The organism is Streptomyces roseoviridis (assembly GCF_039535235.1).
In the GTDB taxonomy this organism is placed as follows: Bacteria; Actinomycetota; Actinomycetes; order Streptomycetales; family Streptomycetaceae; genus Streptomyces; species Streptomyces roseoviridis.
On sequence record NZ_BAAAWU010000001.1, the window covers coordinates 3,983,838 to 4,005,468 of the forward strand.

A 21,631-nucleotide genomic window follows, 5' to 3' on the forward strand; every position below is an offset into this window, starting at 1 on the left:
GCAGCACCCTGACGGGTGAGGGCCCCGTCCGCCGTTCCGGTGGGCGGGGCCTCGCCGTGCGCGGGACCATGCAGGCATGGACATCCGGCTCGCCTCGGGAACCGGGCGGTGGATCGTGTTCACGACCGTCCTCGGTTCGGGGATGGCGCTGCTCGACTCCACCGTCGTCAATGTCGCCCTGCCCCACATCGGCGAGGACCTGGGCGCCGACCTGGCCGGACTGCAGTGGACCGTCAACGCCTACATGCTCACCCTCGCCGGTCTGATCCTGCTCGGCGGGGCGCTCGGCGACCGGTACGGGCGGCGGCGGGTCTTCGTGGTCGGCACCGTGTGGTTCGCGGCCGCCTCGCTGCTGTGCGGGCTCGCCCCGGACGCGGGCGTGCTGATCGCCGCCCGCGCCCTCCAAGGGGTCGGCGGGGCGCTGCTCACGCCCGGTTCGCTCGCGCTGATCCAGGCGAGCTTCCACCCGGACGACCGGGCCCGGGCGGTCGGCCTGTGGTCCGGCTTCGGCGGGGTCGGCGCGGCGGTCGGCCCGTTCGTCGGCGGCTGGCTGGTGGACGGCCCCGGCTGGCGGTGGGTGTTCCTGCTGAACGTGCCGCTCGCGCTGGTGTGCGTGCCGGTGGCGCTGCGGCACGTGCCCGAGTCGCGGGACGAGGCGGCGCACGGCCGCTTCGACGTGCCGGGCGCGGTCCTCGGGGCGTCGGCGCTCGCGCTGGTGACGTACGCGCTGATCGGCGAGGCGTGGTGGGCCGGCGCGGCCGGGGTGCTGCTCGGTGCCTGGTTCGTGGCGGCGGAGCGGCGGCGCGGCGAGGACGCGATGGTGCCGCCGTCGATCTTCCGCTCCCGGCTGTTCACGGCGGTGAACCTGGTGACGCTGTGCGTGTACGCGGCGTTCGGCGGTTTCTTCTTCCTGGCGGCCCTCCAGCTCCAGGTGGTCTCCGGCTATTCGGCCCTCGGCGCCGGTACGGCCCTGCTGCCGACGACGGTCCTGATGCTGCTGCTCTCGGCGAAGGCCGGGGAGCTGGGGGAGCGGACCGGCCCGCGGCTGCCGCTCACCGTGGGGCCGCTGCTGTGCGCGGCCGGGATGCTGCTGATGCTGCGGGCCGGTGCGGACGCCTCGTACGCCCTGGACGTGCTGCCGGCCCTGCTCGTCCTCGGTCTCGGCATGACCGTCCTGGTGGCCCCGCTCACGGCGGCCGTGCTCGGTTCCGTGGACGTCTCCCGGGCGGGCCTGGCGAGCGGCATCAACAACGCGGCGGCCCGGGCGGCGGGCCTGGTCGCGGTCGCCGCGCTGCCGCTGCTCGCGGGCACGGGACCGGAGGCGTACCGCTCGGCGGCCGAGTTCGGCGCCACCTTCCGGCGGGCGATGCCGATCTGTGCCGGGGTCCTGGTGGCGGGAGCGGTGCTGGCCTGGTTCACGCTGCGGGTCCCGGCCCGGGCGGGCTGCCATCCCGAGTGCCGGGTGCACTGCGGGGTGACGGCTCCGCCGCTGGACCCGGGCCGGGCGCGGGAGGCCCGGCCCGGCCCGCCCGGAGGGCGCCCGGCCCCGCCCGGCGGTCCGGGGGAGCGGCCCGCGCCGCCCGGCGGCCCGGACGGCGGGAGCTGAGGCAGACTGGGGCCCATGGCCATCCACGAGAACCTGCTGGGGGGACCGGCCCCCACCCACCTGCCCGACGACCCGGAGCCGCGCGAGCTGCTCGCGAGCGGTGCCGCACCGGCCGACGTCGCGGCGAAGTACCCGACCTCCTCGCTCGCCTGGGCGCAGCTCGCCGACGACGCGTACGAGGGCGGGCGCGTGATCGAGTCGTACGCCTACGCCCGTACCGGCTACCACCGGGGCCTTGACGCCCTGCGCCGCAACGGCTGGAAGGGCCACGGCCCGGTGCCGTGGGAGCACGAGCCGAACCGCGGCTTCCTGCGCGCCCTGCACGCGCTGGCCCGGGCGGCCGGCGAGATCGGCGAGAAGGACGAGTACGAGCGCTGCACCACTTTCCTGCGGGACTCCTCGCAGACGGCGGCGGACACGCTGGGCTGAGGGCCGTCACCCGCCCTCACCCGCCCTCACCGGCCTTCACCGGCCCCCGCTGACGCCCGCTGATCCGGCCGGAAGGCCCCCGTCCTCGTGGCGGGGGCATTCCGGACAGGCACTCCCCGCGCTGTTCGAGCGCGTTCGAAGCGCCGGTACGATCCTTCGGACCGCGTGCAGGGGGGAACTGTCTTGGGGAAGCGGGCCGCGACGGGAAGTCGCCGGAAAGGGAGAAGACGGGGCAAACGGGGGGTGGCGGGGCGGCTCGTCCTCTCCGCGCTCGCCCTCGCGCTGGTCTCGCTCGGCGGCGGGGCGGCGCTCGCCCACTACAACGGCCGGGCCGACGCCGCCGCTCCCGCCCCGACCCCGGCTCCGGCGACCGCCGGTCCGGGCCACGGGACCGCCACGGTCCCGCCCGCGCCGCCGGCACGGCCCGCCACGCCCTCCCGGAAGCCGGAACCGCCGCCCCCCGTGCCCACGCCGAAGAAGACCGTGGTGCCCCGGTCCGGCGCCGGCACCTTCACCACCGCCCGTGCCACCGGCGACGCCGTCGGCACCACCGGCTCGCTGCGCCGCTACCGCGTGCAGGTCGAGGACGGCATCGACGTGTCCGCCCGTGAGGCCGCCGAGGAGATCCAGCGCATCCTGGCCCACCCGCGCGGCTGGGCCGCGCACGGCCGCGGCCGCTTCCAGCTGGTCAGCGAGAACGCCGACTTCGTCATCCGGATCGCCACTCCCGACACCGCCGACCGGCTGTGCGCGGCGGGCGGCCTGAACACCCGCGGCGAGCTGAACTGCGAGACCACCTCCGGCGTCGTGGTCAACCTCAAGCGCTGGCTGCTCGGCTCGCCGACCTTCGCCGGACCGGCCTCCGAATACCGGCACCTGATCATCAACCACGAGGTCGGGCACGAGATCGGCATCCGGCAGCACATGGGCTGCCCCGGGCCGGGAAAGCCCGCGCCCGTCATGATGCAGCAGATCAAGGGGCTCCACGGCTGCCGCTCGAACGCGTATCCGTATGACGAAGAAGGGATCTACATCACCGGGCCGATCGTGTCATGATGCGCGTGGGAGCGCGCGCGACGACGCCCGCCTCCCGAGGGGACCGGGGCTCCGTCGTCACACGGAAGGAGCGGACCGCTACCCGGTAGTACGTATCGAGGAGACAGAAATGTCGACCTTCCCAGGTTCTCCCGATGCCTCCGGAGCCGGTGCGTCCGCCGACGCGCCGAACCTCGACTTCGCGGGCACGACGCCGTACGAGGACTACGTCCAGGCGGACGTCCTCACCCACCTCCAGCACCTGCGCTCGGACGACCCGGGCGAGATGGTCTTCCTGGTCACCACCCAGGTCATGGAGCTGTGGTTCACGGTGATCGTCCACGAGTGGGAGACCGCGAGCCACGCACTGCGCCGTGACGACCTGCCCGTCGCCATGGACGCGCTCAAGCGCTCCGTCCGCGAGCTGGAGGCCCTCAACCACTCCTGGCGGCCGCTCGCCCAGCTCACCCCCGCCCAGTTCAACGCCTACCGCGGCGCCCTCGGCGAGGGATCGGGCTTCCAGTCGGCGATGTACCGGCGCATGGAGTTCCTGCTCGGCGAGAAGTCGGCCTCCATGCTGGTGCCGCACCGCGGCGCGCCCCGCGTCCACGCCGAGCTGGAGAAGGCGCTCCAGGAGCCCAGCCTCTACGACGAGACGCTGCGGCTGCTCGCCCGGCGCGGCCTGCCCGTGCCCGCCGAGGTCCTCGACCGCGACCCGTCGCTGCGCTACGAGCCGAACGCCGAGGTCGAGCGCGTCTGGGCCGGGATCTACGCCGACCCCGACCAGAACGCCGAACTCGTGCGGCTCGGCGAGGCGTTGAGCGACGTCGCCGAGCTCGTCTGGCGCTGGCGCAACGACCACCTGGTGGCCACCCGGCGCGCCATGGGCGCCAAGACCGGCACCGGCGGCTCGGCAGGCGTGGCCTGGCTGGAGAAGCGGGCGCAGAAGAACGTGTTCCCCGAGCTGTGGACGGCGCGCAGCCATGTCTGACACCTCCACGGCCGCGTACACCGCCGAGGCCGCGCGCCTCGACGCCGCAGACGAACTCGCCAAGCACCGGGAGAAGTTCGCCCTCGACGACACCGTCTACCTCGACGGCAACTCGCTGGGCGCGCTGCCCGCCCACGTCCCCGCCCGCATGGCCGACGTCATCACCCGCCAGTGGGGCGAGCTGCGCATCCGCTCCTGGGACGAGTCCGGCTGGTGGACCGCCCCCGAGCGGATCGGCGACCGGATCGCACCGCTCGTCGGCGCCGCCGACGGGCAGATCGTGGTCGGCGACTCGACCAGCGTCAACGTCTTCAAGGCGGTCGTCGCGGCCACCCGCCTCGCGGGCGGGGACCGGGACGAGATCCTCGTCGACGCGACGACCTTTCCCACGGACGGGTACATCGCCGCCTCCGCGGCCCGCATGACGGGTCACCGGATCGTGCCCCTCGACCCCGCCGAGATGCCCGGCGCGGTCACCGGGCGCACCGCCCTGGCCCTCGTCAACCACGTCGACTACCGCACCGGCCGGCTCCAGGACCTGCCCGGCGTCACGGCCGCCCTCCACGCGGCCGGGGCCCTCGCCGTCTGGGACCTGTGCCACAGCGCCGGTGCCCTGCCGGTCGGCCTGGACGCGCACGGCGTCGACCTGGCCGTCGGCTGCACGTACAAGTACCTCAACGGCGGCCCCGGCGCGCCCGCGTACCTGTACGTCGCCGAGCGCCACCAGGCCCGCTTCGACTCGCCGCTGCCCGGCTGGAACTCGCACGCCGACCCGTTCGGCATGACCCCGGACTACCGGGCCGCCGAGGGCGCCCCGCGCGGCCGGGTCGGCACCCCCGACATCCTGTCGATGCTGTCCCTCGAGGCGGCGCTCGACGTCTGGGACGGGGTCCGGATCGAGGACGTGCGGGCCAAGTCCCTGGCCCTCACGGACTTCTTCCTGGAGTGCGTACGGGCCTACGCCCCCGAGGGCCGGGTCACCTCCGTGACCCCCGAGGCGCACGCGGAGCGCGGCAGCCAGGTCGCCCTGCGCTGCGCCGAGGCACCCGCGGTCATGGCGGAGCTGATCCGGCGCGGGGTGGTGGGCGACCTGCGCCGCCCGGACGTGCTGCGCTTCGGCTTCACCCCGCTGTACGTCGGCTTCGCGGACGCGGAGCGGGCGGCCCGGGTCCTCGGCGAGGTGCTGCGGGACATCCCCGCGGGATAGCGCCCGCTCCGAAGACGGTCCGGGCCCGGTCCCGGTCGGATCATCTCCTGATCGCGTGATCTGCGGGTGCCGTACTCCTGGTACGGTCCCCGCAGGTCAGGCCGATGGCTTCGCCAACATCGGCCCCGTTCGAGGAGGTTGGAAGCAGCATGCCGGACCCCGCCGCGCGCGACGCCGCCGAAGAAGCGTCGGCCTTCTCGCACCCGGCCGTCGCCCCGGACGCCTCCGCCGCCTACGGCGCACACCCCGACCAGGTCGTCGACTTCTACGCCCCGCGCGACGGCAGCCCGTCCGCGCCCCTGGTCGTCGCCCTGCACGGCGGCGCCTGGCGCTCACCGTACGACCGGCGGCATCTGACCCCGTTCGCGGACTTCCTGGCCCGGCGCGGCTTCGCCGTGGCGAACGTCGAGTACCGGCGCGGCGGCGACATCCCCCGTCAGGGGGCGACCGGTCCGGTCGCGGGCCGCTGGCCCGAGACCTTCGACGACGTGGCGGCGGCCCTGGACGCGGTGACCGGCCTCGCCGTCGCGCACCTGCCGCAGGCCGACACCCGCCGGATCGTCCTCACCGGCCACTCCGCCGGCGGCCACCTCGCCCTGTGGGCCGCCGCCCGCCACGTCCTGCCGGCCGGCTCGCCCTGGCGCCTGCCGGCCGCCCCGGAACTGCGCGGCGTGGTGGCGCTGGCGCCGATCGCGCACTTCGACCGGGCCGTGGAACTGGACGTGTGCGGCGGCGCGGTGACCCAACTCCTCGGCGGCACCGACCGTCTCGCCGAGCGCTCCGCCCTCGCCGACCCGTCCCGGCTCCTGCCCACCGGCATCGCCACGACCGTCGTCCAGGGCCGCGAGGACATCGTCGTCCCGGCCGCCGTCGCGGACGCCTACGTGGAGGCGGCGGCGAAGGCGGGCGAGACGGTCGGCCTGACGCTCCTGGAGGACGTCGGCCACTTCCCGCTGATCGACCCGGCGGCCGACGCCTGCGCGGTGGTCGCGGAGGAGATCGCGCAACTGGCGTTCTGAGGCGCCGGAGAGGACCCGGCGGGACGTGCCAGGCCGCCGAGGAGAACCGGCCGGACCCGCGCCGCGAGGAAGGCAGCGGGGAGCCGCGGAAGGCAGCGGAGAGTCGCGGAAGGGAGCGGGGAGCCGCGAAAGGGAGCGGAGAGTCGCGGAAGGGAGCGGGGAGCCGCGGAAGGAAGCGGACGGAAGCTGACCGCAAGTCCTCCCCTCGCGTCACCGGCCGCCCGGCGCGCACCTTCCCGCAGGGGGCCGCCGAGCACGCCGCCGCGTCCCGCGGCTGACGGCCCCCGGCGGCCCGTAGTACTCAGGGGGGACGCGGCAGGATCCGCATCCAGCCGGACGACCGCGTCCCCGGTCCCCCGTACGGTGGCATGCGTGACCGACACCCAGACCACCGGATCGAGCCGCAGCCCCGAGCTCCGCCTGACGCTGAAGGCGCTCGGCGGTCTGCGTGCGGACCTCTTCGACGACGCCCTCGCCTACCGCCCGCTGCCGCGCATGGACGTGGAGCGGGGCCTGCTCCGGCACCTGCCGGGGCGGATACGCGTCCACGCCGGCCTGCTTCCGCATGCCGTCGTCGCCTTCCTGGCGCTGATCGTCTTCCTCATGGGCTACGAGAGCATGCGTCACGCGATCGGCCTGCTGGTGATGGTCCACGCGGGCGTCCCCGCCGTCGTGGTGCTGCTCACCCTGGTCCGCCCGGTCCTCGCGTTCTGGGCCTCGCTGGCCACCACCCCCTTCCTGGCGTACGCGAGCGGGTACGGCGACGGCTGGCCGTGGTCGCCGAACTCCTTCGGCGCCCACCTCATCGTGCTCGTCGTCGTCGCGGCCCGCACCCGGCCCCGTACCGCCGGCTGGATGTGGCTGGTGACGGGCGCCTACGCCCTCTTCGCCACCGTCCTCCTCGGCGGCTACGGCTCGGACGCCCCGCAGATGCTGTTCTTCTCCGCGCTGTTCCTGCTGGTCGTCGCCATGCGCCAGGTCCGCCGCGACGCCGCGCGCGAGGTCAGCGTCCAGCAGTCGGTGACCGCCGTCGAGCGGTCCCGGCGGACCCTGCTCGAAGAGCGCACCACCATCGCCCGCGAGCTGCACGACGTCGTCGCCCACCACATGTCGGTGGTCGCCATCCAGGCCGAGGCCGCCCCCTACCGGGTGGAGAACCCGCCGCCGGAGCTGGAGCAGGCGTTCGTCACCATCCGTGAGAACGCGGTGGCCGCGCTGACCGAGCTGCGCCGCATCCTCGGGGTCGTACGGGCCGAGGACTACGAGGCGCCCGACGCGCCGCAGCCGACGCTCGCCGACCTCGACGGTCTGGTCGCCAACGTCAGGGACGCCGGGCTGGCCGTCGAGCTCACGGTCACCGGATCGGTGCGGGAGCTGCCGCAGGGCGTGGAGCTCTCGGCGTACCGGATCGTGCAGGAGGCCCTGTCGAACGTGCTGCGGCACGCGCCCGGCGCCGCCGCGAAGGTGGAGGTGAGCCACGTCCTCGGCGGTCTCGGCCTCAGGATCGCGAACGGCCCGGCCCGCGGCCTGGTCAAGGCGTCCCCGGGCGCCGGCCACGGCATCACCGGCATGCGGGAGCGGGTCGCCATGCTGGGCGGCGAGATGACCGCCGAGCCGTCCGCCGACGGGGGCTACGAGGTCACGGTCTTCGTCCCCGTGGCCCGCGACGAGGTCCGTGACGAGCCGCGCGGCGAGACGCGAGAGGAGTCGCGGCCGTGATCCGTGTGCTGATCGTGGACGACCAGATGATGGTCCGCGAGGGCTTCTCCGTGCTGCTCGGCGCCATGCCGGACATCGAGGTCGTCGGCGAGGCGGTCAACGGCCGCGAGGCCGTCGCCCAGGTCGCCGCGCTGCGCCCCGACGTGGTCCTGATGGACATCCGGATGCCCGAGCTCAACGGCATCGACGCCACCCGCGAGATCGTCGCGGCCGACGCCGACGCGAAGGTGCTGGTCCTCACCACCTTCGACCTGGACGAGTACGTGTACCAGGCGCTGCGCGCCGGGGCCTCCGGCTTCCTGCTCAAGGACGCCTCGGCCCGGCAGCTCGCGGAGGGCGTCCGGGTGGTCGCGGCCGGTGAGGCGCTGCTCGCCCCGACCGTCACCAGGCGGCTCATCACCGAGTTCGCCAGGTCGGCGGCCGTCGCGCCCCGCCCGCCCGCGATGGCGCAGATCGGGGAGCTGACCGAGCGCGAGACCGAGGTCCTGGTGCTGATCGCGCAGGGCCTGTCCAACGCCGAGATCGCCGACCACCTCGTCGTCGCCGAGTCGACCATCAAGACGCACGTGAGCCGGATCCTGGTGAAGCTGGGGCTGCGCGACCGGACGCAGGCGGCGGTCTTCGCGTACGAGGCGCGGCTGGTGCGGGTCGGTGGATGACGGAGGCCGCGGGGGTAGCGTCCGTCCATGGACGCTGTCGACGCCCCTGACGCCCCTGACGCCCCTGACGCCCCCTTCGACCCCTGGTCCCCGGAGTTCGTGGCGGACCCCTATCCCGCCTACGCGCGCCTGCGCGCCACCGGCCGCGCCCACTGGTTCGCCCCCACCCGCCAGTGGCTGATCCCGCACCACGAGGACGTGTCGGCGCTGCTCCGGGACCGGCGCCTGGGCCGTACGTACACGCACCGCTTCACCCACGAGGAGTTCGGGCGCGAGGCCCCGCCGGCCGCCCACGAGCCGTTCCACACCCTCAACGACCACGGGCTGCTCGATCTGGAGGCGGCCGACCACGCCCGGATCCGGCGCCTGGTGTCGAAGGCGTTCACGCCCCGGACGGTGGAGGACCTGGCGCCGGCCGTACGACGCCTCGCTGCCGGTCTGGTGGGCGAGCTGGTCGCGGCGGGCGGCGGCGACCTGCTCGCGGTGGTGGCCGCGCCGCTGCCGGTGGCGGTGATCGCCGAGATGCTGGGGATCCCCGAGGACGAGGAGGAGCGCGGGCGGCTGCGGCCCTGGTCGGCGGACATCTGCGGGATGTTCGAGCTGAACCCGTCGGAGGAGACGGCTCGCCGCGCGGTCCGTGCGGCGGTCGAATTCTCCGACTACCTCAGGGAGTTGATCGCCCGGCGTCGCAAGGAGCCCGGCGCCGACCTGATCTCGGCGCTGATCGGCGTGGCGGAGCTGACGGAGCAGGAGATGATCTCCACCTGTGTGCTGCTCCTGAACGCCGGCCACGAAGCCACCGTGAACACCACGGTCAACGGCTGGTGGCGGCTGCTGAAGGAGGGCGTCCGCCCGGACGCCGCGCATCCCGAGAAGTTGTCCACAGCTGTGGAAGAAATTCTGCGCTACGACACCCCGCTCCAGATGTTCGAGCGCTGGGTCCTGGACGACATCGAGATCGACGGCCAGGTCATCCCGCGCGGTTCCGAGGTCGCCCTGCTCTTCGGCTCCGCCAACCGCGACCCCGCCCGCTTCGGCCCGACCGCCGGCCGGCTGGACCTCACCCGCGCCGACAACCCCCACGTCTCCTTCGGCGCCGGCATCCACTACTGCCTCGGCGCCCCGCTCGCCCGCCTTGAACTGACGGCCGTATTCGGCGAGTTGCTGCGCCGGGCGCCGGGGATGCGGCTCGCGGCCGAGCCGGTGTGGAAGCCGGGCTACGTCATCAGGGGCTTCGAGTCGCTGATGGTGGAGGTGTGAGGGCCGGGGTGTGAGGGCCGAGGGCCCGGCCGGTGCGTCGGCCGTGCCCTCGGGGTGTCTCACCGGTGGGACGGTCAGCTCGCCATGTCCCGGCGGCGCAGCCCCGCGAGCCCCGCCGCGACCAGGGCGGCGGCGAGGGCGGTGAGGGCGAGGAGCGGGGTCCAGGCCGTCTCCTGGCCCGGCAGCTTGGGCAGGTGGCCGAAGGGCGAGAGGTTCAGGACCGCCTGCGGCAGGCCGAGTGCCGGGCCGATCCAGCCGAGGGCCAGGCAGACGCCCGCCACGCCCCACCCGGCCACGGCGGCCTTCGGGACGGCCCCCCCCACAGCAGGACCGCGAGGCCCGCCAGAGTCCAGATCGCGGGGAGCTGGGCCAGCGCGGCACCCAGGACCGGGCCGAGGGCCTCGCCGTGTCCGCCGTACAGGCCGAGCCCGGCGAGCAGCATGATCAGCGCCGGCCCGGCGAACGCGATGACCAGGTGACCGGCTGCCCAGCGCAGTCTGCCGACGGCAGCCGTGAGGAGGGGTTCGGCGCGCTGCGAGGTCTCCTCGCCGTGCAGCCGCAGCACGGAGCCGACCGCGAACAGGGCGGCGACCATGCCGAAGAGTCCGACCATGGTGGCGAGGAAGGCGTCGGTGAGGGCGGCCTGGCCGCCCATCCGCTCGAAGATCTCCCGGGCCCGCTCGTTGTCGCCGACGATGTCGGCCGCGCCCTCGACCATGCCGCCGAAGACGAGTCCGCCGAGCAGGAAGCCGGCCGACCAACCGAACAGCGTGCCGCGCTGGAGCCGCCAGGCGAGCGCGCCCGCCGTCGCGAGCCGTCCGTCGGCGGGACCCGGCCGGGTCGGCAGGAAGCTCATGCCGAGGTCGCGGCGCGCGGTCAGGCGGTACGCGACGGCCGTCTGCACCAGGGCGGCGGCGGCGGGCAGCAGGAGCACCCACCAGCGTTCGCCGGCGAAGGCGCGGACGTGCCCGGCCCAGCCGATCGGGGAGAGCCAGGTCAGGACGGAGTCCCCGGCGGCGTTCCCGGCGTCGCCGGCCGCCCGCAGGACGAAGGCCAGACCCAGGACACCCGCCGTCAGGCCCTTGGCGAGCCGGGCGCTCTCGGTGAGCTGGGCGGCGATCGCGGCCGCGCCGGCGAAGACCATGCCGGTGGCGCCGATCGCGAGGCCGAGCGCGAGCGCCCCGGCCGCGCCCTGGCCGGCGAGTCCGGCCGTCACGATCAGGGCGAGGGCGGCGTTGGCGGCGAGGGCGGTCAGGAGGGCGGCGGTCAGCGGGGCGCGGCGGCCCACGGCGGCGGCCGACAGCATCTCCTGCCGACCGGTCTCCTCCTCCTCGCGGGTGTGCCGGACCACGATGATCAGGCTCATGGCAGCGGCGAGGACGGCGGCGATGGTCCCGAACCGCCAGGCGACCAGGCCGCCGAGGGAGTCGTCGAGGACCGGCCCGTAGAGCGAGCGCATCGAGCTGTTGGCGTTCATGGAGGCGGCCAGCTCGGCGCGCTGCCCGGCGGTGCCGTACAAGCCCTCCAGGGACTCGGCGCCACTGGCTACCATGCCGCCGGTGAGCAGGGCCCAGACCGGCAGCACCAGCCGGTCGCGGCGCAGGGCGAGCCGGGTGAGGGCTCCGGTGGCGGTCAGTTCGGACGTACTCATGACGCGGCCGCCTCTTCCGCGTAGTGCCGGAGGAAGAGCTCCTCCAGGGTGGGCGGGGTGGAGGTGAGGCTCCGCACGCCCGACGCGGTGAGCGACCTGAGCACGGCGTCGAGCTGGTGGGTGTCGACCTGGAGCCGCACGCGGTTGCCCTGCACGTCCAGGTCGTGGACACCGGGGAGGCGGGCGAGGCCGTTCGGGGGCCCCGCGAGTTCGGCGGTGACGCTGGTACGGGTGAGGTGGCGCAGCTCGGAGAGGGTGCCGGACTCGACCGTGCGGCCCTTGCGGATGATGCTGACGCGGTCGCAGAGGGTCTCGACCTCGCTGAGGATGTGGCTGGACAGCAGGACGGTCGTGCCGCGTTCCCTGGCCTCGTTGACGCAGTTCTGGAAGACCTCCTCCATCAGCGGGTCGAGGCCGCTGGTGGGTTCGTCGAGGACCAGCAGGTCGACGTCGGCGGCGAACGCGGCGACGAGCGCCACCTTCTGCCGGTTGCCCTTGGAGTAGGTCCGGCCCTTCTTGGTGGGGTCGAGCTCGAAGCGCTCGATCAGCTCGTCGCGCCGCCGCCGGTCGAGGCCGTCCGCCCGTCGCCCGCCACCCCCCTGCCCGACGCGCTTCGCGCCGCCGCCTTGACGGAGGCGCCCGTAGAGGTCGATGACCTCGCCGCCGGAGAGGTTGCGCCACAGGGTGACGTCGCCGGGGACGTACGCGAGCCGCCGGTGCAGCTCGACGGCGTCGGCCCAGGGGTCCCGGCCGAGCAGCATCGCGGTGCCGGAGTCGGCCCGCAGGAGCCCGAGGAGGATCCGGATGGTGGTGGACTTCCCGGCGCCGTTGGGCCCCAGGAAGCCGTGGACCTCGCCGGTCTCCACCGCGAGGTCGAGGCCGTCCAGCGCGTGCGTGCGGCCGAACGTCTTGTGCAGCCCGGCGATGCTGATTGCCTTCGTCATGTTTTTCAAATTACGCTCCTTTCACAAATTTGTGAAGTTAAGGAAGCGTATAAAGTCGGAGGGGTGAGTGAGATGACGACGAACGACGAGGCCGTAGCCCGTTTCGTGGAGCGCTTCGCGGCCGAGATGACCGCCGCCGGCATGCAGCGCATGGCGAGCCGCGTCTTCGCGGCCCTGCTCGCCTCCGAGACCGGTTCCCTGACCTCGGCCGAACTCGCAGCGCGTCTGCGGATCAGCCCGGCCGCCGTCTCCGGTGCGATCGGCTACCTCACCCAGGTCGGCATGGTCAGCCGCGAACGCGAACCCGGCACGCGCCGGGACCGCTACGTGCTCCACAACGAGCTCTGGTACGAGACCTTCACCCGTCGGGACCAGGTCCTCGCCCGCTGGGAGAAGGTCCTCCGCGAGGGCGCCGACGTCCTCGGCCCCGACACTCCCGCCGGCCGCCGCACGGCCGAGACCGCCGAGTTCTTCGCCTTCCTCCACGACGAGATCGCCGGAGTCATGGACCGCTGGCGCGCCCGCAAGGAGAGCGAAGCGGAGGGCTCCGCCTAGCTAGCGGGAGACCCCCGACGGGGTGACGGCCGTGCGCCCGGCAAGCCGCCGCCGGGTCACCAGGCCGGCCGTACCGCCGACCAGCCCCACCAGAAGCGTGACCGCCCCCAGGACGCGCAGGGCCTCGGCGTCGCGGAAGGCGCTCGTCCCCTCCCGCCGCGCGTTGTACAGCTCGCCTTCCCAGGGCCCGTACGAGACGACGTAAGCGGTCTGCCGGTCCTCGTACGGCTCCGGCCACAGGCCGGGCTCGGGCTCCGGGGCCGGTGCGCACCGGAACGGCCCCGACTTCGGCCTGCCGTCGACCGGGTCCGTCCACGCCACCGTGCAGCTGTCACCGGGGCCCCGGTCGAGGACGAGGACCTCCACCCTCGGGTCCTCCTTCGCCGACTCCGTGCAGAGCCGGGCGAAGCCGAGCGCCAGCAGGCCCACCAGGACGACCCAGCGCCACCGCCCCTTGCGCCGCCGTCCCCGCGCCGGATCCGCGGCGGGCGGCTCGGCGGCGTCCGGACCGGGACCCGCCGCCGTCCGGCCCAGGAGCCGGTTCCGGGTCCTCCCGCCGAGTACGGGCTCCGCCCAGAGCGGTCCGCCGCCGCGGCGCGCGGTCAGGACCCCGCCCCGGCCCGGGACGCCGCACCACCACAGCTCGCCGCCGGGCGCCGTCCGCAGGAGGCGCCGGCGCCACGGCAGCGCCCGTACCAGCAGGGGCTGGGGCTCCGCCCCGTCGGGGCCGGTCAGGACCACACCCGTCCCGTACGGCCCGAGGGGCACCAGGACGGCCGGGTGAGCGGCCCAGGGCCAGGACCTCAGGGCGTGTTCCATCCGGCGGCCGAGGGACAGCGAACGCAGCCCCACGGCGCAGGCGGCCAGGCCGAGGACCAGGAAGACGGGCGCCACCACCGGGCCCCAGAGGGTGCCCCACCGGTGCGCCAGCTGCCAGGCCGCCACCGCGAGGGCCAGCACCCCGCCGATCACCCAGCCGCGTGCCCGCTCCCGGTAGCGCCCCAGCGCCTCCGGCGTCCCCGGCACGTCGAACGCGGCGCCGTCCTTGTCCCCGCCCATGAAGATCCCCCCTCGAAGCCCCGGGGCAGCCTAGGCCATGACCAGGACATGACCAGCTCACGACCAGGGGACGGCCGGAGGGACGACGGGACGACGGGAGGGACGGCGGGAGGGACGCCGGGACGGCGGGAGGGACGCCGGGACGGCGGGAGGGGCGCCGGGACCGTCAGAGGGACGACGACAGGGCGGCCGTCGGCAGCGTCAGTCCCCACACCCCCGGCCGCACCGTCCAGGTCCGCCGGCGCACCGGGACCGAGACCGTCGTGTCGGAGCGGTAGCGGAAGGCCGGGCCGGTGACGGTGAGGGTCTGGGCGGTGACGTGGACGGGCGGGGCGCCCGCCGGGACCAGGGTGAGGGCCGCCGCACCGCCGAGGGCGCGGACCGTCATGCCCTCGACCGGCTCGTCCACGTCCACGAGGAGCACCCCGTCCGCCTCCACCCGCAGCCGGTGCCCGCGGTCCGCGACCGCCGTCGGCGCCGGACGGACCAGGGTGCGCACCAGCGAGCGGCAGGTGTTCCAGACCGTGGGCGCGGCGGGGGCGAGGACCCGGGAGGCGGGGACGTCGAGCCGGTCGAGGACGACACCGCCGCTGTCGTCGGCCAGCAGGTCGAGCCGGCGCACCACCCCGTCCAGGACCGCCCGGGCGGCGGCGACCGTGCCCGGCGGCACGCCGAGCGCGCGGGCCGTCTCCAGCCGGTCGGGGGAGCCGATCGGGACCAGCGAGAGGGCCCCGCAGACGGCCTCCCGCTCCCGGTGCAGCAGGGTCACCGCGCGCAGCAGCGCACGGTCGTCCCCGAGGACCACGGGCCGCCGGGAGCCGCGCCGCGCCAGGGCGCGGGCGAATTCCTCGGGACCGTCCGGAAGACAGATCTTCGTCTGCGCCCCCGCGGACAGCACATCTTTCGCGATCCGCACGGACTCGCCGTCCATTCGGCGGGCGACCGGGTCGATGATGACCAGCAGCTGGTCGTGATCCGACACCTCGGTCCTTCCTCGGGTAGTCTCTTTGTGCAAGAGCCCCTTGCGCTATTGCGCCAGGGGCTTCGTCTATTCCGGGGCACACCGGTGAGGCGGCGTAGGCCCCCTGACCTTGGACATGCCCCGCCCGGAAGGGGTGTACGCCTGTGCCCGCACTTGTGCTGCTCGGTGCTCAGTGGGGTGACGAGGGCAAGGGAAAGGCCACCGACCTGCTCGGTGGGTCCGTTGACTACGTGGTGCGTTACCAGGGCGGCAACAACGCCGGCCACACGGTCGTCGTAGGCGACCAGAAATACGCACTGCACCTGCTCCCTTCCGGAATCCTCTCCCCGGGGTGCACCCCGGTCATCGGAAACGGCGTCGTCGTGGACCCGGCGGTCCTGCTCTCCGAGCTGAGCGGACTCAACGAGCGCGGCGTCGACACCTCGAAGCTCCTGATCAGCGGCAACGCCCACCTGATCACGCCGTACAACGTCACCCTCGACAAGGTGACGGAACGGTTCCTTGGCAAGCGCAAGATCGGCACCACCGGCCGCGGCATCGGCCCGACCTACGCCGACAAGATCAACCGCGTCGGCATCCGGGTGCAGGACCTCTACGACGAGTCGATCCTCACCCAGAAGGTCGAGGCGGCGCTCGAGGGCAAGAACCAGCTCCTCGCCAAGCTCTACAACCGGCGCGCGATCGACGCCGCGCAGATCGTCGAGGAGATGCTCCAGTACGCGGAGCAGATCAAGCCGTTCGTCGCCGACACCACCCTGATCCTCAACAACGCGCTGGACGAGGACAAGGTCGTGCTCTTCGAGGGCGGCCAGGGCACCCTGCTCGACGTCGACCACGGCACGTACCCCTTCGTCACCTCCTCGAACCCGACCGCCGGCGGTGCCTGCACCGGCACCGGCGTGGGCCCGACGAAGATCAGCCGGGTCATCGGCATCCTCAAGGCGTACACCACGCGCGTCGGCGCCGGTCCGTTCCCGACCGAGCTGTTCGACCAGGACGGCGAGGACCTGCGCCGCATCGGCGGCGAGCGCGGTGTCACCACCGGCCGCGACCGCCGCTGCGGCTGGTTCGACGCGGTCATCGCCCGCTACGCGACCCGCGTCAACGGCCTGACCGACTTCTTCCTCACCAAGCTCGACGTGCTGACCGGCTGGGAGCAGATCCCGGTCTGCGTCGCGTACGAGATCGACGGCAAGCGCGTCGAGGAGCTGCCGTACTCGCAGACCGACTTCCACCACGCGAAGCCGATCTACGAGATGCTGCCGGGCTGGTCCGAGGACATCACCAAGGCGAAGACCTTCGGTGACCTGCCGAAGAACGCCCAGGCGTACGTGAAGGCCCTGGAGGAGATGTCCGGCGCCCCGATCTCCGCGATCGGCGTGGGCCCGGGCCGTACCGAGACGATCGAGATCAACTCGTTCCTCTGACAGGTGGCCGGTGGCCACGGAAGCCGGTGGGGTCTCCTCACCGGCTTCCGTGCACCGCTACGGTTCCTCCGAGGGTACGGAAGGGGGAGACGATGGCCGCGAGGAAGCCGCCGACGGAGCGGTAGCGCAGGCTGGGCGCGGAGTTGCGCAAGATGCGGGAGCAGGTGGGGCTGTCGCTCACCGAGGCCGCCGAGATGCACCGCGTGGACAAGACCACGATGAGCAACACCGAGTCCGCCCGTTTCGGTGTCAGCCCCGACAGGGTGCGCGTATGGGCTGCGAACTACTCGTGCCCGGACGCCGCGTACATCGATGCCCTCGCGGACATGGCCAGGGAACGCGGCTCGAACTGGTGGGACGAATACCGGGGCGTCCTCACCGCAGGCGTCCTCGATCTCGCCGAGTTGGAGCACCACGCGGTGGCCTTCCGCTCCGTGCAGCTCACGCACATGCCGGGCCTTCTGCAGCATGAGGACTACGCACGCGCCGTCTTCGCGGAAGCCGTGCCGTCGCTGTCGTCGGAGGATCTCGAACGCAAGGTCGCCTTCCGCCTCCGGCGCAGCTGCGTTCTCGACCGCCCAGACCCGCCCGCCTGCACGTTCATCATCCATGAGGCCGCATTGCGCATGCGGTTCGGCGGTGATGCGGTGACCAAGGTGCAACTGGACCACCTGCTGCGGCAGTCGGAGCGGGCCCACGTCACGATTCGCGTCATGCCGTTTGCCGGCGGAGGGTTCCCGAGCGCGGGCAGCTCAACCCTCTACGTCTACGGGCCGGTCGGGCAGCTGGACACGGTGCAGTCGGACACCCCGCTGGGGTCCAGGTTCCTTCACGCCGAGACGCATCTGGCCAACTACCGCGTGGTCCTCGACCGCATGGAGGAGCGATCCCTCGGCCCGGACCGCTCGCGGGACTTCATCCGCGAGATAGCTCAGCAACTCTGAAGGCGTGAGAAGAGTGGACATTCAGTGGCGCAAGTCCTCGTTCTCGGAGGACTCCGACGGGAACTGCCTGGAACTTGCCACACACGGTGGCGACATCCTCGTGCGGGAGAGTGACGACCCCGAGGTGATCGTCAGGACGTCGCCGGAGAAGCTGCGTGCGTTCCTGGCCGGGGTGAAGGCGGGCGAGTTCGACGACCTCGTGTGAGGCACGCGTCGTTTCGCGGGCGCGGCGCTACTGGCATATGCGAATTTCGGTTGAGCGTGCATAAACGTTGATGAGACACGTTGGTTGGCGCTACGGTTCAACTCCACGGTGTGACCGTTCCGTCACGTCCTGGAACGACAGTGCCCCGGCGGTGTTAGCAGCACCCCGGGGCATGGCCAACGCTTAGCAGGAGCGTCAGCATGAACCACCGTATCCGGTCCGTCCTGGGCCGCGCACTCGCCCGACTGCTCGCCCCGCCCGCCCCCGTGAGCGCCTCCCGCACGGCCACCGGCCGGTGCCTGGTCGTCCGTCGTAGCGGTCCCCTCCGCGTGCCCGCCCCGCTCCGCGCGGCGACCGGTGCCGACGCACCCGTCCTCGACCCCGGCGGGCCTCTCGTACGGCCGTACCTCGTCGCTCACGAGCAGCGGGACCGCCGTATCGCCCTCGCCCTGGCGCTGGACGGGATCGACGTCGGGCCGTGGGTCATCCACGGGCGACTCGTCGGGGTCGGAGGGACGGTCTGATGGCCGCGCCTCTGTCCGGACTCCGGATCAGCCGGGTCCCCGGCAAGCCCGTCGTCCGTGAGGCCGACGGCGGCCTCTCCATTCCGCTCTGGCTCCAGCGGGACGGCCGGTTCGACACGGACCTCGCCCTTCGGCTCACCGCCGGCGAGGCCGAGATGCTGCACGCGCAGCTCTGTTTCGCCCTCGACGGTGAGCCGGTGACCACGCCCCGCGCCCAGACCCCGGACTGTCGCAAGACCGCTCTGGGACCGGCGGGCGAATGGAGGCCGTAGGGCCGTAGCCCACCCACCGGCACGTGGAGGCCCGTACCCCGACGTCCGGGTACGGGCCCCCGTGTTCCGCTACTGGTCGAGCTTCGTGTCCCGCCCCACCTTGTCCCAGGCGGTCAGGTCCGCCCGCACCTGGTCCAGGTGGGTGTGGATCGTGTCGATGGCGTCCTCGCCGAGGGCGAGGCGCAGCGGCGGCTCGTCGGCGTCGAGGGCGGCCAGGACGGCGGCGGCCGCCTTCGCCGGGTCGCCGGCCTGGGTGCCGCCACCGGTCTCGACGTAGGCGCGGGTGGCGCCGACGGTCTCCGCGTAGTCGTCGAGGGTGCCCTCGCTCAGGCTGTGGTTGCCGAAGAGGCTGGTGCGGAAGGCGCCCGGCTCCACGATCAGCACCCGGATGCCGAGCGGACCGACCTCGGCGGCCAGCGCCTCCGACATGCCCTCCAGGGCGAACTTCGTCGCGCTGTACGCGCCGAAGCCGGCCATCGACATCTGGCCGCCGACGCTGCTGAGCTGGACGATCGCGCCGGAGCGGCGGGCCCGCATGTGGGGCAGCACGGCCCGGGTCAGGGCGGCCGGACCGAAGACGTGTACGTCGAACAGCGAGCGCAGCTCGGCGTCGCCGGTCTCCTCCACCGACCCGACGTGGGTGCGGCCCGCGTTGTTGACGAGGACGTCGATGCGTCCGTGCCGCTCGGCGACCTGGCCGACCACCCGCTCGACGGCGGCGTGGTCGGTGACGTCCAGGGTGACGGCCTCGACCTGGTCGGGGTGGGCGGCGACCAGCTCGTCCAGGGTGCCCGCGCGGCGGGCGGCGGCGACCACGACGTCGCCGGCGGCGACGGCCGCCTCGGTGAAGGCGCGTCCGAAGCCGCTGTTGGCACCGGTGATCAGCCAGACCTTGCTCATGTCGGGGTTCCCCTCGTTCTTCGGCGTTCTTTGCGTCAACCACCCTTCCCGAGGCGGGTGTTGTCCGTCCAAGAACCGTCGTGATAGCCCATGGTCATGACCATCGACGTGCACGGACGGGACCTGCGCTACTTCCTCGCCGTCGCGGAGGAACTCCACTTCACCCGCGCCGCCGAGCGGCTGTACGTCTCGCAGCCCGGTCTCAGCAAACAGATACGCGCCCTGGAACGGCAGCTCGGCGCGCCCCTCTTCGACCGCGACCGGCACGGCGTCCGCCTCACCCCCGTCGGTGCGGCCCTGATTCCGCACGCCCGCGCCGTGCTCGCCGCCTGGGCCGACGCCGAGGCCGCGGTCCGGGACGCCCGCTCCGCGCAGGACGCCACCCTCGTCATCGGCATGTCCACGAGCCCCGGGCGCGGCGGACTGCTCCCGGCGATCCGGTCCCGCTTCACCGAGCGGCACCCCGGCGTCCGGCTCCGGCTGCGCCAGTTCGGCTGGGAGGACCCGACCGCGGGGCTCGCCGACGGCGCCAGCGACCTCGCCTTCGTCTGGCTGCCGCTGGCCGGCGCCGAGCGCTACCGCTGGATCGTCGTCGCCGCCGAACCCCGTCTGATCGCCCTGCCCGAGAGCCATCCGCTGGCCGCCCGCGACCGGGTCGCCTTCACCGAACTCCTCGACGAACCCTTCCTCGCGCTGCCCGCCGCCGCCCCCGAACTGCGCGACCACTGGCTCGCCCTGGACGCGCGGGCCGGCCGCCCGGCCCGTATCGGCGCGGAGATCGCCTCCGCCGACGAGACCTACGAGGCCCTCGTCGACGGCCTCGGCATCTGCCTGGTCGCCACCGGGAACGCCCCGCTCCTCACCCGTGGCGGCGTCGTCACCCGCCCCGTCGACGGCGTCACGCCGTCCCGCCTCGCCCTCGCCTGGCGCGCCGGCGACCCGCGCGCGGAGGTCCGGGACTACGTCCGCGCGGCGGCCCGGGTGACCCGCCTCCCCGCGACCGACGGACACCTCGGCCCGACCCCGGACACGGCAGGGGACACGACCCCGGACACGGCACGGGACGCGGCACGGGAGACGGCCCCGGCCACGGCCCCGGACACGGCGCCGGGCAGGTGAGGCACCCGCGGAAACCCAGTGGAAGCGGTGTCGGTGGGTCCGCCTATGCTGCACCGGACTCATACGCGGACCAGGGGAGGGCGCGGCCATGTTCGGCAAGCTGTTCGGCAGGGGTACGGAGGGGCCGGCGGCGGATCCGTACGCCCTGCCCGTCCCGCGCAGGCGCAGGAACGACATGTACGTCCTGCGCGCCCTCGGCGACACGCGGGTGCTGGCGGCGGTGGAGGCGGCCGACGCGGGCGAATGGGAGGCCGTCAAGGAGGCCCTCGCCCCCTTCGACCTCGGCCGTGAGCACGATGTCCTCGGTGTGGTCGCGGACGTGGACGGCGTGGAGGAGTGGATCGGCCGGGCCGTCGAGGAGGACAAGGAGCACCGGGCCACCGCGCTGCTGATATCCGGTGCGCGCCACATCATGTGGGGCTGGGAGGCGCGCACCTCCGCGCGTGCCGTGGACGTCACGCAGGAGCAGTGGCGGATCTTCCACGAGCGGCTCCACATCGCCGAGGAGCAGCTCCTGGAGGCCGCCGAGCTGCGGCCGGACTGGGTCACGCCGTGGCGCCGCCTCCTCACCTCCGGCCGCGGCATGTCGCTGGGCGCCGCCGTCAACGAGACCCGGCGCGACGCCGCCCTGCGCCGTGAGCCGCTGGACCTGGAGACGCACCTGGAGTGGCTGTCGCAGCTCCAGCCGCGCTGGGGCGGCGAGCCCGGCGAGGCCATGGCCTTCGCCCGTGCGGCGCTCTCCCGCGCCCCGCAGGGGCACCCCCTCGGCTGCGTGATCGCCATGGCGCACATCGAGGACTGGGTCGAGTCGGACGACGCCGACTGCCTCGTGGACCCGGCGATCCAGGCCGAGCTGCGCCGGGCCGCCGACCACAGCATCCTGCATCCCGCCTACGTGCGGCGCCTGGGCTGGCAGAACGACTTCAACATGTTCGCCATGGCCCTGTCGCTCGCGGGGGAGCGGCACACGGTCCGGCGGGTGTTCCAGGCCCTCGACGGTGCATACACCAGCTGGCCGTGGACCTACTTCGCGGAACCCGAGAAGGAATTCGCCCGCCGCCACCGCCGCGCCTGACCCGCCGCCACCGCCGCACCCGGCCCGGCCCGCACACCAGGGCCGCCCC

Annotated in this window: 21 protein-coding genes and 1 pseudogene; 17 read left to right on the forward strand and 5 right to left on the reverse strand. The window is 73.7% G+C overall.

The genetic code is table 11. From position 1 onward, the window contains the following. The first annotated feature begins 76 nt into the window (after positions 1-76). The 9 genes from ABD954_RS18050 to ABD954_RS18090 all read left to right on the forward strand — a co-directional run bounded on the left by ABD954_RS18050 (position 77) and on the right by ABD954_RS18090 (position 9,925). The gene (locus ABD954_RS18050; RefSeq protein WP_345487065.1) at positions 77-1,606 is read left to right on the forward strand and encodes an MFS transporter; all 1,530 of its coding nucleotides are present in this window, start codon (positions 77-79) and stop codon (positions 1,604-1,606) included. A gap of 15 nt (positions 1,607-1,621) precedes the next feature. Further along, positions 1,622-2,035, forward strand: a complete 414-nt coding sequence (locus ABD954_RS18055; protein WP_345487066.1) for a DUF3151 domain-containing protein — start codon at positions 1,622-1,624, stop codon at positions 2,033-2,035. A gap of 243 nt (positions 2,036-2,278) precedes the next feature. After that, positions 2,279-3,091, forward strand: a complete 813-nt coding sequence (locus ABD954_RS18060) for a DUF3152 domain-containing protein (protein ID WP_345487067.1) — start codon at positions 2,279-2,281, stop codon at positions 3,089-3,091. A 109-nt stretch (positions 3,092-3,200) separates the two neighbouring features. Beyond that, positions 3,201-4,061, forward strand: a complete 861-nt coding sequence (locus ABD954_RS18065; protein WP_345487068.1) for a tryptophan 2,3-dioxygenase — start codon at positions 3,201-3,203, stop codon at positions 4,059-4,061. After that, a complete protein-coding gene (gene kynU / locus ABD954_RS18070) occupies positions 4,054-5,268 on the forward strand; it encodes a kynureninase (protein WP_345487069.1) in 1,215 nt (404 codons plus the stop codon). The genes ABD954_RS18065 and kynU overlap by 8 nt, the downstream gene beginning before the upstream one ends. A 149-nt stretch (positions 5,269-5,417) precedes the next feature. Continuing rightward, the gene (locus ABD954_RS18075; RefSeq protein ID WP_345487070.1) at positions 5,418-6,287 is read left to right on the forward strand and encodes an alpha/beta hydrolase; all 870 of its coding nucleotides are present in this window, start codon (positions 5,418-5,420) and stop codon (positions 6,285-6,287) included. Positions 6,288-6,650: 363 nt separating this feature from the next. Next, entirely contained in the window at positions 6,651-8,006 is a 1,356-nt protein-coding gene (locus ABD954_RS18080; RefSeq protein WP_345487071.1) for a sensor histidine kinase, read from the forward strand. Next, on the forward strand, positions 8,003-8,665 hold the full coding sequence (locus tag ABD954_RS18085) for a response regulator (protein WP_345487072.1): 663 nt from the start codon (positions 8,003-8,005) through the stop codon (positions 8,663-8,665). The genes ABD954_RS18080 and ABD954_RS18085 overlap by 4 nt, the downstream gene beginning before the upstream one ends. A gap of 27 nt (positions 8,666-8,692) precedes the next feature. Beyond that, a complete protein-coding gene (locus ABD954_RS18090; protein ID WP_345487073.1) occupies positions 8,693-9,925 on the forward strand; it encodes a cytochrome P450 in 1,233 nt (410 codons plus the stop codon). 74 nt (positions 9,926-9,999) lie between these two features. On the opposite strand, the pseudogene ABD954_RS18095 reads toward ABD954_RS18090, so the two are convergent. Beyond that, a pseudogene (locus ABD954_RS18095) lies at positions 10,000-11,576 on the reverse strand (ABC transporter permease). Further along, a complete protein-coding gene (locus tag ABD954_RS18100) occupies positions 11,573-12,520 on the reverse strand; it encodes an ABC transporter ATP-binding protein (RefSeq protein WP_345487074.1) in 948 nt (315 codons plus the stop codon). Before ABD954_RS18100 ends, ABD954_RS18095 begins: the two are co-directional and overlap by 4 nt. 72 nt (positions 12,521-12,592) lie before the next feature. Between ABD954_RS18100 and ABD954_RS18105 the strand changes: the two genes are divergently transcribed. Continuing rightward, a complete protein-coding gene (locus tag ABD954_RS18105; RefSeq protein ID WP_345492262.1) occupies positions 12,593-13,075 on the forward strand; it encodes a GbsR/MarR family transcriptional regulator in 483 nt (160 codons plus the stop codon). On the opposite strand, the gene ABD954_RS18110 is transcribed toward ABD954_RS18105, so the two are convergent. After that, entirely contained in the window at positions 13,076-14,134 is a 1,059-nt protein-coding gene (locus ABD954_RS18110) for a hypothetical protein (RefSeq protein ID WP_345487075.1), read from the reverse strand. It lies immediately after the preceding gene. A gap of 166 nt (positions 14,135-14,300) precedes the next feature. Beyond that, positions 14,301-15,116 (reverse strand): diacylglycerol kinase family protein, encoded by an 816-nt coding sequence (locus ABD954_RS18115; RefSeq protein ID WP_345487076.1) that lies wholly within the window; start codon positions 15,114-15,116, stop codon positions 14,301-14,303. 143 nt (positions 15,117-15,259) lie between these two features. Here ABD954_RS18115 and ABD954_RS18120 point away from each other — a divergent pair, with 143 nt between their 5' ends. The 5 genes from ABD954_RS18120 to ABD954_RS18140 all read left to right on the forward strand — a co-directional run bounded on the left by ABD954_RS18120 (position 15,260) and on the right by ABD954_RS18140 (position 18,488). Continuing rightward, entirely contained in the window at positions 15,260-16,543 is a 1,284-nt protein-coding gene (locus tag ABD954_RS18120) for an adenylosuccinate synthase (protein ID WP_345487077.1), read from the forward strand. A gap of 131 nt (positions 16,544-16,674) precedes the next feature. Continuing rightward, positions 16,675-17,487, forward strand: coding sequence for a Scr1 family TA system antitoxin-like transcriptional regulator (locus tag ABD954_RS18125; protein WP_345492264.1), 813 nt, complete (start codon positions 16,675-16,677; stop codon positions 17,485-17,487). A gap of 13 nt (positions 17,488-17,500) precedes the next feature. Beyond that, positions 17,501-17,692, forward strand: a complete 192-nt coding sequence (locus ABD954_RS18130) for a DUF397 domain-containing protein (RefSeq protein ID WP_345487078.1) — start codon at positions 17,501-17,503, stop codon at positions 17,690-17,692. A 200-nt stretch (positions 17,693-17,892) separates the two neighbouring features. Beyond that, positions 17,893-18,216, forward strand: a complete 324-nt coding sequence (locus ABD954_RS18135) for a hypothetical protein (protein WP_345487079.1) — start codon at positions 17,893-17,895, stop codon at positions 18,214-18,216. Beyond that, positions 18,216-18,488, forward strand: coding sequence for a hypothetical protein (locus tag ABD954_RS18140; protein ID WP_345487080.1), 273 nt, complete (start codon positions 18,216-18,218; stop codon positions 18,486-18,488). The genes ABD954_RS18135 and ABD954_RS18140 overlap by 1 nt, the downstream gene beginning before the upstream one ends. 69 nt (positions 18,489-18,557) lie before the next feature. Here ABD954_RS18140 and ABD954_RS18145 read toward each other — a convergent pair whose 3' ends face one another. Beyond that, positions 18,558-19,388, reverse strand: a complete 831-nt coding sequence (locus tag ABD954_RS18145; RefSeq protein ID WP_345487081.1) for an oxidoreductase — start codon at positions 19,386-19,388, stop codon at positions 18,558-18,560. Between the two features lie 96 nt (positions 19,389-19,484). Between ABD954_RS18145 and ABD954_RS18150 the strand changes: the two genes are divergently transcribed. Both ABD954_RS18150 and ABD954_RS18155 read left to right on the forward strand, forming a co-directional pair. Further along, positions 19,485-20,507 carry a LysR family transcriptional regulator gene (locus ABD954_RS18150; protein WP_345487082.1) on the forward strand — a complete coding sequence of 341 codons (1,023 nt, stop codon included), beginning with the start codon at positions 19,485-19,487 and terminating at the stop codon, positions 20,505-20,507. A gap of 88 nt (positions 20,508-20,595) precedes the next feature. Beyond that, positions 20,596-21,582, forward strand: a complete 987-nt coding sequence (locus ABD954_RS18155; RefSeq protein WP_345487083.1) for a hypothetical protein — start codon at positions 20,596-20,598, stop codon at positions 21,580-21,582. The last annotated feature ends 49 nt before the right edge of the window (positions 21,583-21,631 follow it).

Bases quoted from the DNA above. Each gene is read 5' to 3' on its own strand.
- ABD954_RS18050 (WP_345487065.1), top strand. From the start codon at position 77: ATGGACATCCGGCTCGCCTCGGGAACCGGGCGGTGGATCGTGTTCACG.
- ABD954_RS18055 (WP_345487066.1), top strand. From the start codon at position 1,622: ATGGCCATCCACGAGAACCTGCTGGGGGGACCGGCCCCCACCCACCTG.
- ABD954_RS18065 (WP_345487068.1), top strand. From the start codon at position 3,201: ATGTCGACCTTCCCAGGTTCTCCCGATGCCTCCGGAGCCGGTGCGTCC.
- kynU (WP_345487069.1), top strand. From the start codon at position 4,054: ATGTCTGACACCTCCACGGCCGCGTACACCGCCGAGGCCGCGCGCCTC.
- ABD954_RS18075 (WP_345487070.1), top strand. From the start codon at position 5,418: ATGCCGGACCCCGCCGCGCGCGACGCCGCCGAAGAAGCGTCGGCCTTC.
- ABD954_RS18090 (WP_345487073.1), top strand. From the start codon at position 8,693: ATGGACGCTGTCGACGCCCCTGACGCCCCTGACGCCCCTGACGCCCCC.
- ABD954_RS18100 (WP_345487074.1), bottom strand. From the start codon at position 12,520: ATGACGAAGGCAATCAGCATCGCCGGGCTGCACAAGACGTTCGGCCGC.
- ABD954_RS18105 (WP_345492262.1), top strand. From the start codon at position 12,593: ATGACGACGAACGACGAGGCCGTAGCCCGTTTCGTGGAGCGCTTCGCG.
- ABD954_RS18110 (WP_345487075.1), bottom strand. From the start codon at position 14,134: ATGGGCGGGGACAAGGACGGCGCCGCGTTCGACGTGCCGGGGACGCCG.
- ABD954_RS18135 (WP_345487079.1), top strand. From the start codon at position 17,893: ATGAACCACCGTATCCGGTCCGTCCTGGGCCGCGCACTCGCCCGACTG.
- ABD954_RS18140 (WP_345487080.1), top strand. From the start codon at position 18,216: ATGGCCGCGCCTCTGTCCGGACTCCGGATCAGCCGGGTCCCCGGCAAG.
- ABD954_RS18145 (WP_345487081.1), bottom strand. From the start codon at position 19,388: ATGAGCAAGGTCTGGCTGATCACCGGTGCCAACAGCGGCTTCGGACGC.
- ABD954_RS18150 (WP_345487082.1), top strand. From the start codon at position 19,485: ATGACCATCGACGTGCACGGACGGGACCTGCGCTACTTCCTCGCCGTC.
- ABD954_RS18155 (WP_345487083.1), top strand. From the start codon at position 20,596: ATGTTCGGCAAGCTGTTCGGCAGGGGTACGGAGGGGCCGGCGGCGGAT.